This window comes from Caulobacter sp. AP07 (genome assembly GCF_000281955.1).
Lineage (GTDB): Bacteria > Pseudomonadota > Alphaproteobacteria > Caulobacterales > Caulobacteraceae > Caulobacter.
This window is the reverse complement of sequence record NZ_AKKF01000068.1, coordinates 12,659-27,023: the sequence shown is the minus strand read 5'-3', so window position 1 is coordinate 27,023 and position 14,365 is coordinate 12,659. Positions and strand designations below refer to the sequence as shown.

The 14,365-nt window shown below is 69.8% G+C and carries 7 protein-coding genes; all 7 read left to right on the top strand.

The window, feature by feature from the left end; genetic code table 11:
* Positions 1-688 (top strand): DUF4982 domain-containing protein (locus PMI01_RS05000; protein ID WP_007664016.1); only part of this gene is annotated, 688 nt, incomplete at its 5' end.
* A gap of 117 nt (positions 689-805) precedes the next feature.
* On the top strand, positions 806-1,309 hold the full coding sequence (locus tag PMI01_RS04995; protein WP_007664014.1) for a hypothetical protein: 504 nt from the start codon (positions 806-808) through the stop codon (positions 1,307-1,309).
* Positions 1,299-2,486, top strand: a complete 1,188-nt coding sequence (locus PMI01_RS04990; RefSeq protein WP_007664012.1) for a cytochrome P450 — start codon at positions 1,299-1,301, stop codon at positions 2,484-2,486. The genes PMI01_RS04995 and PMI01_RS04990 overlap by 11 nt, the downstream gene beginning before the upstream one ends.
* Positions 2,487-2,711: 225 nt before the next feature.
* Entirely contained in the window at positions 2,712-4,037 is a 1,326-nt protein-coding gene (locus PMI01_RS04985; protein ID WP_007664010.1) for an MFS transporter, read from the top strand.
* Positions 4,037-5,035, top strand: coding sequence for a helix-turn-helix domain-containing protein (locus PMI01_RS04980; protein ID WP_051989902.1), 999 nt, complete (start codon positions 4,037-4,039; stop codon positions 5,033-5,035). The genes PMI01_RS04985 and PMI01_RS04980 overlap by 1 nt, the downstream gene beginning before the upstream one ends.
* Positions 5,036-5,224: 189 nt before the next feature.
* Positions 5,225-12,436 carry a YDG domain-containing protein gene (locus PMI01_RS04975; RefSeq protein ID WP_007664007.1) on the top strand — a complete coding sequence of 2,404 codons (7,212 nt, stop codon included), beginning with the start codon at positions 5,225-5,227 and terminating at the stop codon, positions 12,434-12,436.
* On the top strand, positions 12,436-14,160 hold the full coding sequence (locus PMI01_RS04970; protein WP_007664005.1) for a ShlB/FhaC/HecB family hemolysin secretion/activation protein: 1,725 nt from the start codon (positions 12,436-12,438) through the stop codon (positions 14,158-14,160). The genes PMI01_RS04975 and PMI01_RS04970 overlap by 1 nt, the downstream gene beginning before the upstream one ends.
* Positions 14,161-14,365 lie beyond the last annotated feature (205 nt).

Sequence of the window (14,365 nt, the reverse complement as noted above, 5' to 3'; positions counted from 1 at the left end):
CAACCGCTACTACGGCTGGTATCCGGACAAGGGCGAGACGATCGGGACCTGGGCCGACGGCGTGCATCGCGAGACGCCAGGACGGGCGATGGCGGTCAGCGAGTACGGGGCCGGCGCCAGCATTCTTCACCAGCAGGATCCGGCGCGGCGGCCGGAGACCACGGCCGGCTTCCACCCGGAGCACTACCAGGCGCTCTATCACGAGAAGAACTGGCGGGACCTGCGCGACCGCCCCTTCATCTGGGCCAGCTTTGTCTGGGTCGGGTTCGACTTCGCCTCGGACGGCCGCAACGAAGGCGATCGGCCGGGCGTCAACGACAAGGGCCTGGTCAGCCACGACCGCCGCACGCCCAAGGACGCCTACTACTGGTACCAGGCCAACTGGACCACCGAGCCGATGGTCTACATCACCCACCGCCGACAGGTGATGCGCACCGCGCCGCGCGCCGACATCAAGGTCTACAGCAACCGCCCGGAGGCTAGCCTGACCGTGAACGGCGTCGCGGTCGGAACCGCGCCGGTCCAGGACCATGTCGCCGTCTGGCCGGACGTGGCCTTGCGGCCCGGCGTCAACCGCATCGCCGTCCAGGCCGGCGTGGGGGCGGAGGCGCGCTTGGACGCGGTCGAGTGGGTCTATGATCCCAATGTCCTGGACGTCGCCCCGCCGGAACCGGCGACCGGGAAGTGAGGGCGGGCCGCCAGGCCTCCGGGCGCGGCGCGTTCGCGTTCGCCGATCGCTTCTGGACTTCTCCCTGAAACTTTGGTCCCTCCTCGGCCTTCCATTCGGGGCGGGGGCCCATTTGCAATGTCCGACTCGGCGATCGACGGCGCGATGTTCAAGTCCAAGCCGCCAGGGCCGCTGCGGCTGGAAGTCGGGGCGATGGGCGACATCGCCTTCTCGGCGGTGGTGCGAAAGGTCGCCCAGCATCCGCCGTTCCTCGGCTATTCGCTGGGGTTGATGGTCGACGTGCTGATGGGCCAGCTGATCCACGGCGCGAACCTGATGGCCATCCGCGACGGCCGGCTGGTGGCCTATGGCGGGTGGTTGCGGGTGGGGCGTCAGCAGGCGGAGGCCTGGCGGCGCGGCGAGATCCCGATCCCGGCGCCCGACTGGGCCAAGGGCGACGCGGTGATCCTGACGGTCTTCATCGCCGACAACCCGGCCGACCTGCCGGCCCTGATCCGGGGCATCTTGCACGTCTGCGCCGACCTGCCGATCTATCGCATGCGCGCCTTCCTCGATGGCCGTCCCGACAAGAAGCGCCCGCCGATCCTGGGTCGCCGGCAAGGCGCCCTCAGTGGATCCTGAGGTCGTCGCCCAACGGGGCCTCGACGGCCTGGCGACCCAGCTCTACCGGATCGCGGCCGGCGACGCCCCGGCCGGCGCGTTCCCGATCCGGCTGGTCCAGGATCCGGAGACGGTCCGGGCGATCCTGATGGACCATGCGGCCTTCCCGAAGAACTACGACTTCCTGTCGGCCTTCGCCGAGGGGCGCTTCTCGGCCAATGGCGAGGATTGGGCGGCGCGGGTCCGCCTCACCCAGCCCAGCTACGCCCGTAACATTGTCCGTTTCGATGACGCGACGGTCGAGCACATCTACCGCAAGCATCTGCGCGCCCACGCCGCGGATCGCGACGGGGAGGGGCGGGACGGGCTCTATGGCGCCTTCGTCGGGGCCGCGCTCGAGGTGGTGTCCGGCGTCTTCGGCCTGGCCCGGCCGATCGCCTGGGACCAGGACTGGCTGATCAGGGTGCGCGGCTTGCTGGCCCTGAGGCAGTGGATCGCCTTCGCGGGCGCCCAGACGGCGGCCTTCGACGACGTCCAGCGCCGTCTGGCGGCGCTGCGCCGGGAGATCCTCGACCTCTGGGCCGCCGATGCGGACCTTCAGGCCTTGCTGGCGGCCCTGGCCGGGCGCGGGCGCGACATTCCGGGGTTCGACGCGGGCGAGGAGCTGATCCAGAACATCATCGCCTCCAGCGAAACCACGGCCTCCAGCCTGATGTGGGCGGCGCAGGTCCTGGCCGGGCGGCCGGCGCTGGCGGTCGCGATCCGTGACCACCGCGGCGACGGCGGCCGGGGCCTGGAGGCGTTCATCGCCGAACTGCTGCGCCTGTTCCCGCCGGTGCCGTTCGTCACCCGCTTCAGCCGCGACCGCCGGACGATCGGCGGCGAGAGCTTCGCGGCCGGCGAGCCGCTGGCGATCTCGTTCGTCGGCCTGCATTGCGACCCGGGACGCTGGGACCGGCCGTTCGATTTCGACCCGGCGCGTCCCCAGTGGGCGGCCGCTTCGCCGCCCGCCGGCTATTTCCCGTTCTCGACGGGCGCGCGGGTCTGCGGCGGCATGAAGATCGCCAGGCTGGAGCTCCGCGCCGGCTTGCGGGCCCTGGTCGACGGCTTCGACATCCGCCCGGGGGGCGGCTCCAGCCAAGTGACCTACGGCCTGTCGCTGCGCCCGGCGGCGTCGCCGGTGCTGACCCTGACCTAGGGGCGCCTGCGTCAAGTTGTCCTAGCGCACAACGTGCGGGGGGCGCCGCGTTGACGCGGGAACCCGGGTCTGCGCTTGTCGAACGCTGTTAACTCAGAGTTGTCGATGATTGAGTCTCCCGTCTCTGGACGCCCGAAGCGGGGTGTCCGCCCCGGTCCCGGTGTGATCGTCACGCGCCTACGCGCAACGTCTCCACCCGCGGCTTAAGCACAAGGATCCGGGGGGATGACGGTGCTCACTTTCAACGAACAGAACCGCCTGGGCGGAACCGTCGTCGCGTCCGCCGCGCCGTTGGGCCTGCTGGCGGCGACTCACTTCCTGATGACGGCCGACCGCAACCTGCCGGCCCTGGTCCTGCCGATCCTCAAGCAGCAGTTCGCGCTGAGCGACACGGCGCTGGGCTTTCTGCAAGGCCCGGCCTTCGTGCTGTTCTTCGTCGTCGCGACCCTGGCCTTCGGCCGGGTCGTGGACCGCGCGCCGCATCTGAAGCTGCTGGCGATCAGCATCGTCCTGTGGACCCTGGCCAGCATCGGCTTCGGTCTCGCCACCAGCTGGCAGCAGCTGGTGGTCTGCCGGCTGATGCTGGGCCTGTTCCAGGCCGCGGTGGCGCCCGCCGCCCTGTCGGTGATCGTCGCCAGGACGCCCGTCGAGCGGGTCGGACGGGCCATTTCGGTGTTCACCACCGGCTCGGCCGTGGGCCGCGGCGGGGCCATGCTGCTGGGCGGCGCCCTGCTGGCCTGGATCGCCTCGCCCCTGATGCGCGGGGCGTTTCCCGGATTCGAAACCTGGCGGGTGCTGTTCTTCCTCAGCACCTTGCCCAACCTGCTGGTCGCCGTGGCGTTGCTGCTGACCGATCGCCGAGGTCGGGCGACGGCCGCCGCGCCGCGCCCGCCCTCGCTGTTGCCGGCCCTGGAGTGGCTGCGCGCCTGGCCGCTGGCCTTCGCCGCCCATCTGATCGCCGCCGGCTCCGTCATCGTGCTGGTCCAGGCGGTGAGCGCCTGGATGCCGACCCTGCTGCAACGGGAGCTGGGGCTGTCTCCGGCGCGCAGCGGCATCGTCAGTGGCCTGATCGTCGTCCTTGGCGCGCCGCTGGGACATCGATTGGGCGGGGCCCTGGTGGACCTCTGCCGGCGGACGGGCCGTTCGCCCAGCCTGGTGGTCGTCGTCACCCTGGCGTTCAGCGTCGTGGGCGCCGCCCTGCTGTGCCTGGCGCCGTCGATGATCACCATGAGCCTGGGCCTGTTCATGCTGACGGTGTTCGGCGGCGCGGCGGCCGTCGCGTTCCTGGCCATGTTCCAGCGGATGTCGCCCGACGCCCGCGGCGTTTCCAACGCGATCTTCTTCGCGATCACCACCCTGATGGGGCTTGGCCTGGGCCCGCCGGTGATCGGCCTGCTCAGCGATCGGGTGTTCGGCCCTGGCGAACTGGGCAAGGCCCTGCTCAGCACCACCGCCGTGGCCGCCGTGGTCGCCGCGGGGCTGGCCTGGGGCAGCCGCAAGGCCTGGGCGCGCGTCGTGCGGGCCGCCGAGACCCACGGGGCCGACGCGTAATGGCCGAGCAGTTCATGCGGTTCACGTCCGAGACCGATCCGGCCCAGGACTTCGAGCTCTATCGCGACCTCTACTCTTCCGGCGCCGACGTCACCGGCCTGGAGGGAGATTTCTTCGCCGAGGTCACGGGCTGGCGGCTGGCCGGCATCCTGCTGTTCGACCGTCGGCTGGCCGGGGTGGGGCATGAACGCTCCGCCGAGCGGGTTCGCCGCGACCAGTTCGACCACTTCACGGTGCAGCTGGTGGTGGACGGTCTGTACGAGATCGACAGCGGCAACGACTTCGGGTGGATCGAGCCCGGTCGGATCGTCCTGATGGACATGACCCGACCGATGCGCAACCGCGCCACGGCGGCGCGGGTCATCACCGCCAGCGTGTCGCGCGAGGTGCTGCAGGCGGCGCTGGGCTCGACGGCCGGCCTGCATGGACGGGTCATCGACCAGGACAAGGCCCTGCTGCTGGCCGACTACATGAAGTCGTTGGCGGTTCGCGCCCCGGAGATCGGCGAGGCCGACCTGCCGGCCGTGTCCCGCGCCTTCATCGACCTCCTGACCGTGGCGGCGGGCAGCGTCGAGCTGGGGCGCGGCGCCGACCTTCGGCGGCTGGAGTTCGCGCGTCGCGAGTCGGTCAAGCGCTTCATCGAAATCAACCTGGCCACCGAGCTCACCGCCGAGATCATCGGCGAGGCGACGGGCGTCTCGCGCGCGACCCTGTATCGCATCTTCCAGGCGGAAGGCGGGGTAGGGGGCGTCATCCAGGCTCGCCGCCTGGTCCGCTTGCGGGCCGCGCTCGGCGATCCGTCGGACGCGCGCTCGCTGGCCGACATCGCCCAGGCCTGCGGGTTCAAGTCGGAGAGCCATATGAGCCGCCTGTTCCGCGCGGCGTTCGCGGCCAGCCCGGGCGAGTACCGGCGACAGCTTCGACAGGCCACCAGCACTGGCGAGCGGGCCGAAATCTCGCGTCGGCGATGGGACGCCTTGATGAACGAGATCAGCTGATCAACTGACCGGCTGACGTAAGGGGGGCCATTTCCCAACGTGTCGGCTTGGTTCCACGGTGTCTGAACCTGACACGGTGTCTCAAGGGTGAGACGTGGGAGCATGGCGAACGCTGTTCGATTGTCTTCTTAAGGCTAAGCTTTCCGACGCGCGCGCCGGGATTCGCTATCCTTATGGAGCTCTCGCCGCATGTCCCGTCGTCGCCATCTCGAACAAGGGTCGTTGTTCGCCCTCTCGCTGCTGCCCCTGATGATGGCGGCCTCGGCCGCCGCGGCCCAGGCGCTGCCGAGCGGCGGGAGCGTCGCCTCGGGGTCGGCGACGATCGGCTATACCGGTCCTGGCGCGATGACCATCAGCCAGACGAGCGACAAGGCGATCATCAACTGGTCGGACTTCTCGATCGCCCAGAACAACTCGGTGTCGTTCAACAACGGGGCCGGCGCGACGCTGAACCGGGTGACCGGGGCCAACGTCTCCAACCTCGACGGCCTGCTGAACGCGACCGGCAGCGTCTATCTGATCAACCCCAACGGCGTGATCATCGGCACCAACGGCACGGTCGATGTCGGCGGCCGCTTCGTGGCCTCGGCGCTGAACGTCAGCGACGCCAACTTCCTGGCCGGCGGCCCGCTGACGTTCGAAGGGCCCGGCGCGGGCCTGGTGGTCAATTACGGCCAGATCGGCGCCCTGGGCGGCGACGTCGCCCTGATCGCCACCACGGTCCGGAATGAAGGCAAGATCACCGCCGACCAGGGCACGGTCGGCCTGGCGGCCGGCCGCAAGGTGCTGCTGCGCGACGCCAAGGCCAATGACGGCAAGTTCGTCGTCGAGGTCGGCGGGTCCGACACCGCCGTCACCAACGCCGGCGCCATCTCCGCGGCGGAGATCGAGCTGCGGGCCAACGGCGGCAACATCTACGCCCTGGCCGGCAATGTCGGTGACCTGATCTCGGCCACCTCAATCACCGAGAACACCACGGACGGCCGGGTGTTCCTGACCGCCGGCGCTGGAAACGTCGAGTCGAGCGGCGTGATCGAGGCCAGCGCCTCGGTCCAGATGTCGGGCGCCCAGGTCGCCATCGCCGGCTCGCAGGTCTCGGCCAACGACTGGCGGATCGACGCGGCCGCGTTCAGCGTCGGTGACGCGGAAGCGACCGCCCTCAATGGCGCCATGGCCGGGCGCGCCAACGTCACCGTCACGACCCACGGCGGCGCCGCCAACGGCGACATCGTCATTGGCGCCAACAACGTCATTCTCAACGCCGGCAGCCGGAAGCTGACGCTGAGCGCCTTCCGCGATGTGGTCATCAACAGCGACCTGGACGCCACCGCCACGTCTCCCTTGTTCGCCGCCATGGCGACCGGCGGCTCCATCGACCTGCGCGCCGACAACACCGGCGCGGGAACTGGCGTCGTCGCCTTCGCCGACAACACCTACCTGCTGAACGGCACGGTCAACATCTTCACCAACAGCGCCAACTACGCCGACTACGCCACGATCAACAACGGCTACCAGAACCACAATGACGACGACGCCAGCATCACCACCTACCTGCTGGTCAACAGCTACGCCGACCTGCAACGGCTGAACGGCGACACCGATGGCGAAGCGTACGGCAACTACGCCCTGGGCCGCGACGTCGACGCCTCGGCCTCGGCCGACGGCCTGTTCGCCAACGCCGTCCTGTACGGCGCCTTCGACGGCCAGGGCCACACGATTTCGAACCTGCGCGTGGAGGGCTACTCCGCCGGCCTGTTCAGCGTAATCAACGGCGGCACGGTGCGCGACCTCAACCTGACCGGTTCGGCCGCGGGCGAAGAGTACGCCGGAGCCTTGGCCGGCGGCGCGGAGGCCGCCAGCATCACCAATGTCACCTCGTCCATGACCGTCACCAATGATGGTGACGGTGGGACCGGCGGCCTGCTGGGCTACGCCAGTAGAACGACGATCGAGGACAGCGCGTCCAGCGGATCGGTCACCGGCGGCGACTACACCGGCGGCTTGGTCGGCTACTCCTACCTTGCCACCATCGTCCGTGGCGAGGCGACGGGCGACGTGACGGGCGGGCGATTCACGGGCGGTCTGATCGGGATGGCTATCGGCGCCAATGTCTCCTACGGGACGGCGAGCGGTGCGGTGCGGGGCGCCGAGACGGTCGGCGGCCTGGTCGGAATCGCCCTTGAAAGCGACGTCTCCCACGGGACGGCGAGCGGCGCCGTGAGCGGCGCCGAAAAGGTCGGCGGCCTGGTCGGCTATGGCGAGATGGGCCAGATCACCGACGCTTCGGCGACCGGCGCCGTCACGGGCATGGGCGACAACACCGGCGGCCTGGTCGGAGAGGGCAATGGCGTCGCGCTCACGAGAGTCTCGGCGACCGGCCTGGTGGCGGGCCAGAACAGCACCGGCGGCCTGGTCGGCCTGATGTCTGGCAACGCGACTCTCAACGAGGGCTGGGCCAGCGGCGACGTCACCGGCGCGGAGCGCGTCGGCGGTCTGGTGGGTGTGGCCCAGAGCTCGACGCTGAATTGGGCTTCGGCGAGCGGCGACGTCACCGGCACGTACACTGTCGGCGGCCTGGTGGGCGTCTCCGGTGGCTCCAACATTTCGACGAGCTACGCCACCGGCGACGTGCAGGGCGGCGGCTACGGCGTCGGCGGCCTGGTCGGCGTCTTTCAGTCCGGTCTGGTTGATGGGGCCCACGCCACCGGCAAGGTCACCGGCCGCAACAGCGTCGACGTTGACGGCAACCCCCTTCTGGCCGAAAGCGTCGGCGGCCTGATCGGAACGTCCAGCTACGCCAGCGTCCAGAATTCCTGGGCCAGCGGCGACGTCGGCGGCGACGGCGTCTATTTCGGCGGCCTGGCGGGCTCGGCCTATGGCGGCGGCCAGTACGACCAGACCTGGGCGAGCGGCGACGTCGCGGGCCAGTATCAGGTCGGCGGCCTGATCGGCCACGCGGGCAATGGCCTCGGGCTCAGCAACAGCCACGCGACCGGCGCCGTCAGGTTCGTCGAGGGCCTCGACTACGACGCCCAGGTCGCGACCGGCGGCCTGGTCGGCTACGCCGACTCGGTCTCGTTCTTGAACACCTACGCCAAGGGCGCGGTGACCGGCGGTGGCCTCAACACCGGCGGCCTGATCGGCCTCTCCACCCGCGGCAACACCGTGCAAACCAGCTGGGCCAGCGGCGACGTCACCGGCCTTGATCGTGTCGGTGGCCTGATCGGCGCGATGAACAGCTTCGACTCCGGTAGCCGCGACACCGTCAGCCAGTCCTACGCCACGGGCAAGGTCACCGGCGGAGAAGCGGTCGGCGGCCTGGTCGGCTATATCCAGGGCACGAGCTACTACGACGAGGAAGAGGACGAGCATCACCTGTCGTCGTTCGAGATCAGCGATAGCTACGCCACCGGCGCGGTGACGGGCGCCGAAAAGGTCGGCGGCCTGATCGGCCACGCCATGTCGGGTCTCATCGAGGTCAGCTACGTCTATTCGACAGGCTCGGCGACGGCGACCGGGTCGGCGGGCTGGGCCGGCGGCCTGATCGGCTCCATGGACACCGGCATCCAGATCCATGACGGCTACGCCACCGGCGCGGTGTCGGGCGCTGTCGCCGGCGGCCTGTTCGGCCACTACACGGGCAGCGTGGTCTCCAACCTCTACTGGGACACCGACTCCAGTGGCATGACCGTCGCCCGAGGCGACGACCCGAGCAATACGGACAACGTCACCGGCCTGACCCGCACTCAGGCCTTCAACCCGGGCAGCTACAACTTCACCGACAACACCAGGTGGGCGTTCATCGGCGGCCTGCGTCCGTTGCTGAGGAGCGAATATTCGACGACGATCAACAACGTCCACCAACTGCAGCTGATCGCGTTGAATACCAGCACCTCCTACGTCCTGGGCGCCGACTTCTCGGCCGCCGAGACCAGCGCGGGCGGCAGCAGCGTGTTCGGGGACGGCGGTTTCTCGAGCATCGGCTCCTTCTACGGTCAACTGGACGGCGCGGGCCACCAGATTTCCGGCCTGACGATCGACAGCGCCGCCGCCGATGTCGGCCTGTTCGGCGTGATCCAGGAAGGGGCGCTCGTCCACGATTTCGCCCTGGTCGGCGGATCGATGACCGGCGCCGCCGGCGGCCGGGTCGGCGCGATCGCCGGTAGGAACTACGGCGACGTCCGCGACGTCCGCAGTTCCGCGACGGTGAGCGGCGACTTGGTCACGGGTGGCTCCTATGCCGGCGGGCTCGTGGGTTACAACAGCGGAACCATCCAGGGCTCGGCCTTCCGCGGTTCGGTCTCCGGCTACACCGTGGGCGGCGTCGCCGGCTTCAACAACGGCGCCATCAGCGACAGCTATTCCGCTGGGGCCGTGCAAGGCACGCACAAGGTCGGCGGCATCGTCGGCGAAAATGGGGGCGGCTCCCTCAACTCCGTCCTCAACACCAGCACGGTGACCGGCGACAACAAGGTCGGGGCGCTGGTCGGCTACGCCAACGGTGGTTCGCTCTACAACGGCCGCTGGAGCACCACGGTCAATCCGAGCCTAACCGCCATGGGCCGCGACTCCAGTGTCGCGAGCCAGGAGGGAAACGTCGGCTACAGCACCGCGGACCTGCAGGACGAAACCAAGTTCGACGACGTCTACAGCGGCTTCGACACCGACATCTGGGTCACCGGGTCGGGGGCCGGCGCCTCCAGCGACAACCTGGCCCACTTCGCCGAACTCTATGTCGCCGACAACGTGCTGCTCATCGATGCGCGCACCACCACGACCTACGGCGATCACATCAACCCGGCGATCAATAGCCACGCATCGCTGCGCAGCGGCGACATCCTGACCGACGCCACGGTCACCAGCGTGTTCGGTGACCGCACCAACGCCGGGACCTACGCCATCGACATCGCGGGCGGCACGGCCGTCCGGGCCGGCGGCGGCGCCTATCGCGTGGTCAAGCTGAACACCCTGACCGTCAACAAGCGGACGATCGACGCCAGCCTGGTCGGCTCGGTGGTCAAGAACTACGACACCACGAGCGCCGCGACCCTGACCAACGGCAACTACAGCCTGTCCGGCGTGCTCGACGGCGACACGGTGGGCGTCAACGGTCCGACCACCGGCCACTATGTGCAAAGCCCGCCCCGCTTCGTCCGGGTTCCCTCGGTCGAGGTCTCGGGCAGCAACGAAGGCGCCGACGCCTATAATGTCACCGTCGACGGCATCACGCTGAGCGGCGCCGACGCGGCCAACTACGAGCTGGCCAACACCAGCGCGACGAACAACATCGGCTACATCAACCGCGCCCTGGTGACCGCCACCGTCACCGGTTCCAAGACCTATGACGGCGCGGCCGGCCTGACGAGCGGCCAGTACGCCGGCGCCCTGCAAGGCCTGGTCGGCGGCGAGGTCCTGGTGGCGACCGTCGGCGACGTGACGTTCGCCAACGCCAACGCCGGCGTCGGCAAGGCCCTCACGGGCGGCGTCAGCGTCAATCTCGAAGACGGCGTCGGCGCTAACTACGCGGTGTCCTCCTTCACGGCGACGGGCCTGGGCGAGATCGGTCGCAAGACGATCAACGCCAGCCTGACGGGCACGACCACCAAGACCTACGACGGCGCGACCGGGGCGCTGCTGAACGCCAGCAACTTCGCGCTGGCCGGCCTGGTCGGCGAGGACGTGGTCACCGTCTCAGGCGCGGCCAACTACGCCGACAAGAACGTCGGCGCGGGCAAGACCGTGACCGCCGGCGACCTGACCCTGTCGGGCGCGGCCAACGGCAACTACCTCCTGGCCTCCGCCACCGCTTCGGGCGCCATCGGCCAGATCGACGCCAAGACCCTCACGGCGGGCTTCTCCGGCACGGTGACCAAGACCTATGACGGCACGACGGGCGCCACGCTCGGCGATCACCTGGGCCTCTCCGGCCTGGTGGCCGGCGACACGGTCAGCGTCGCCTCGACCGGCGCGGCCTACGGCGACAAGAACGCCGGCGCGGGCAAGACCGTGACCGCCAGCGGCGTCAGCCTCGGCGGCGCCGACGCCGGCAACTACGTCCTGGCCTCGACCACGGCCTCGGGCGCGGTGGGCCAGATCGACGCCAAGACCCTGACGGCGGGCCTGACCGGCACGGTGACCAAGACCTATGACGGCACGACGGGCGCCACGCTCGGCGATCACCTGGGTCTCTCCGGCCTGGTGGCCGGCGACGCGGTCAGCGTCGCCTCGACCGGCGCGGCCTATGCCGACAAGAACGCCGGCACGGGCAAGACGGTGACGGCCAGCGGCGTCAATCTCGGCGGCGCCGACGCCGGCAACTACGTCCTGGCCTCGACCACGGCCTCGGCCGCGGTGGGCCAGATCGACGCCAAGACCCTGACGGCGGGCCTGACCGGCACGGTGACCAAGACCTATGACGGCACGACCGTCGCCACGCTCGGTAACAATCTGGGCCTGTCGGGCCTGGTGGCCGGCGACACGGTCAGCGTCGCCTCGACCGGCGCGGCCTATGCCGACAAGAACGCCGGCGCGGGCAAGACGGTGACGGCCAGCGGCGTCAACCTCGGTGGCGCCGACGCCGGCAACTACGTCCTGGCCTCGACCACGGCCTCGGCCGCCGTCGGCCAGATCAACGCCAAGACCCTGACGGCGGGCCTGACCGGCGCGGTGACCAAGACCTATGACGGCACGACGGCCGCCACCTTGGGCGCGGGTAACTACGGCTTGACCGGCCTGATCGCCGGCGACGTCGTCACGGCGAGCTCGACCGGCGCGGCCTATGCCGACAAGAACGCCGGCGCGGGCAAGACGGTGACCGCCAGCGGCGTCAGCCTCGGCGGCGCCGGTTCGGGCAACTACGTCCTGGCCTCGACCAGCGCGACCGGTCAGATCGGCCAGATCACCCAGCTGGCCCTGGCGATCACCGCCAACGATCAGACCAAGAACCGCAACGACGCTGACCCGAAACTGACCTACGTGGCCGGGCCGCTGATCGCGGGCGACAGCCTGACGGGCGACCTGACGCGCGACGTCGGCGAGACGGTTGGGACCTACGGCATCACCAAGGGCACGCTGAGCGCCGGCGGCAACTACGCCATCGCCTTCAAGCCCGCGGTGTTCACGATCCTGCTGGGCATTCCCCCGGTCGAGAACGTGCTCATCCCGTACATCCCCGCCGAAGGCGGCGGAGCGGCCGGGAGCGGTCCGGAGGTCGGGACCCAGGACCCGGTCAACGGCGGCGCCGGTTTCCAACTGGCCCAGGACGAACAATCGTCGCAGCAGGAGCAGCAGGACGGCGGAACCGACAGCGCCTGCTCGACCACCGACACCTGCCCCCCCGCTCCGTATTCGCAGGGCGGCTCCACGTCCGGCGCCATCCACTTCCAAGGTTTCAATTTCTGATGAGCACGCTGAACAAGGCCCGCACCGCCACCTTCGGGCTGGCGGCGCTGCTCGGCGCGACCTGCGCGCTGACCGCCACCACCGCGGCCCACGCCCAGGCCGTCGAACGCAACCTGCCGCCCGCGGTGGGGGCCGACGTCCTGAAGCTGGGCCCCAACGCCGTCGCTTCGAAGGAAGACGCCACGCCGATCGGCCCCGCGCTCAGCGGCGTCGTGCTGCTGGGGCCGTCCAGCCCGCTGGTCAGCGGCCCGGTCTCCGGCGTTGACGCCAGCGCCGTGGCGCGGCTGAACACGCCGCAAGGCCAGGCCCTGCTGAAGCCCTTCCTGGGCCAGAAGCTGTCCAAGAAGCTGATCGCCGAGATCGAGGCGGCCATCGCCGACTACTATCGCGGCGCGGGCTATCCGTTCGTCGCCCTGCAGACGCCGGAGCAGGAGATCACCTCGGGCGTGGTGCAGTTCCGCGTCATCGAGTTCTCCCTGGGCCAGGTGAAGGTCGAGGGCGGCCAGCGCACGCGTGCGGACTATGTCACCGGCCGGGTGCGCGCCGCGCCGGGCCAGCCGATCAACGGCGACGACCTGGCGCAGGACCTGGACTGGCTGAACCGCAACCCCTTCCGCCGCGCGGACGCCGTCTTCACGCCCGGCCAGCGCCTGGGCGACAGCGACCTGAAGCTCCAGGTTCGCGAAAGCCGTCCGTGGCGGGTCTATGGCGGCTACGCCAATTCCGGCACGCCCTCGACCGGCCGTGATCGCTACTTCGTCGGCGCCAGCGCCCTGCTGGGCCAGGACACGGTGCTGTCCTACCAGTTCACCGGCGGCAGCGACGGCCTGACCAGCGATCCGAAATACGCCAGCCACGCGGCCCGTCTGTTCGTGCCGATCGCCCCGCGTCAGGCCATCGAGGCGACCCTGAGCGTGGTCGAGAGCAACGCCGCCGTCGCCGCCTTCGACATCAAGCAGAAGACGGCCGAATTCACCGTCGGCTACGTCACCGCCCTGTCGAACTTCTCGAACCTGCCCGGCGACCTGTCGGCCGGCGTCGAGCTCAAGCACCAGAAGCGCGACATCTTCTTCGGCGCGACGGCGGTGCTGTCGCAACCGATCGACGTCTATCAACTCTATGCGGGCTGGAGCAACGCCGGCCCCGACCGCTTCGGCCGCTACGACGTCGACGTCACCGTTCACGTCAGCCCCGGCGATCTGGGCGACGCCAACACCTCGGCGGCGTTCAAGACCTATTCCAGCGGCCGGGTGACCCAGGCCAACTACGTCTATCTGCAGGGCGCCTACGACCGGGTCACCCGCCTGGGCGGCGTGGGCGGCGGCGTCAGCCTGATCACCCAGGTGATCGCGCAGGTCTCGTCCGAGGCCCTGCCCGAGAGCGAGCGGATCGGCCTGGGCGGCTCCAGCCTGGTGCGCGGCTACAGCCTCGACGACGGCGCCTATGATCGCGGCGTCGTCCTGCGCAACGAACTGCGCGCCGCGGTCTTCAACCACGCCTTCGGCCCGGTGACGGTCGCGCCCTTCGCCTTCCTCGACGCCGGCTACGGCAAGGACAAGGCCTCGGGCGCCGAGTCCAAGCCGGTATCGACCGGCCTGGGCCTGGATGTCCGCGTCGCCAACAGCTTCAGCGTTTCGGCCACCGCCGGCTACGCCATGAAGAGCGCGCCCAGCACGGACGCCGGGGACTGGCGCGCCGACATTCGTCTGACCGCGACCTTCTGATCAAGGCGGCGCGGCTGAGGCCGCGCCGACGTCCACCCACGTCCGTCATCACCCGCTTTATGCGGGTGACCCAAGCGGCGCTGGACATGGCGTCGGATTCAGCTTGGGTCCCCCGAACAAGTCGGGGATGACTAAATTTTTGAGCTGAAGACGCATTCCCAGGCCTGGGGCGACCAACTGTCCACGCCCCCTGGCGTGGTGAAAC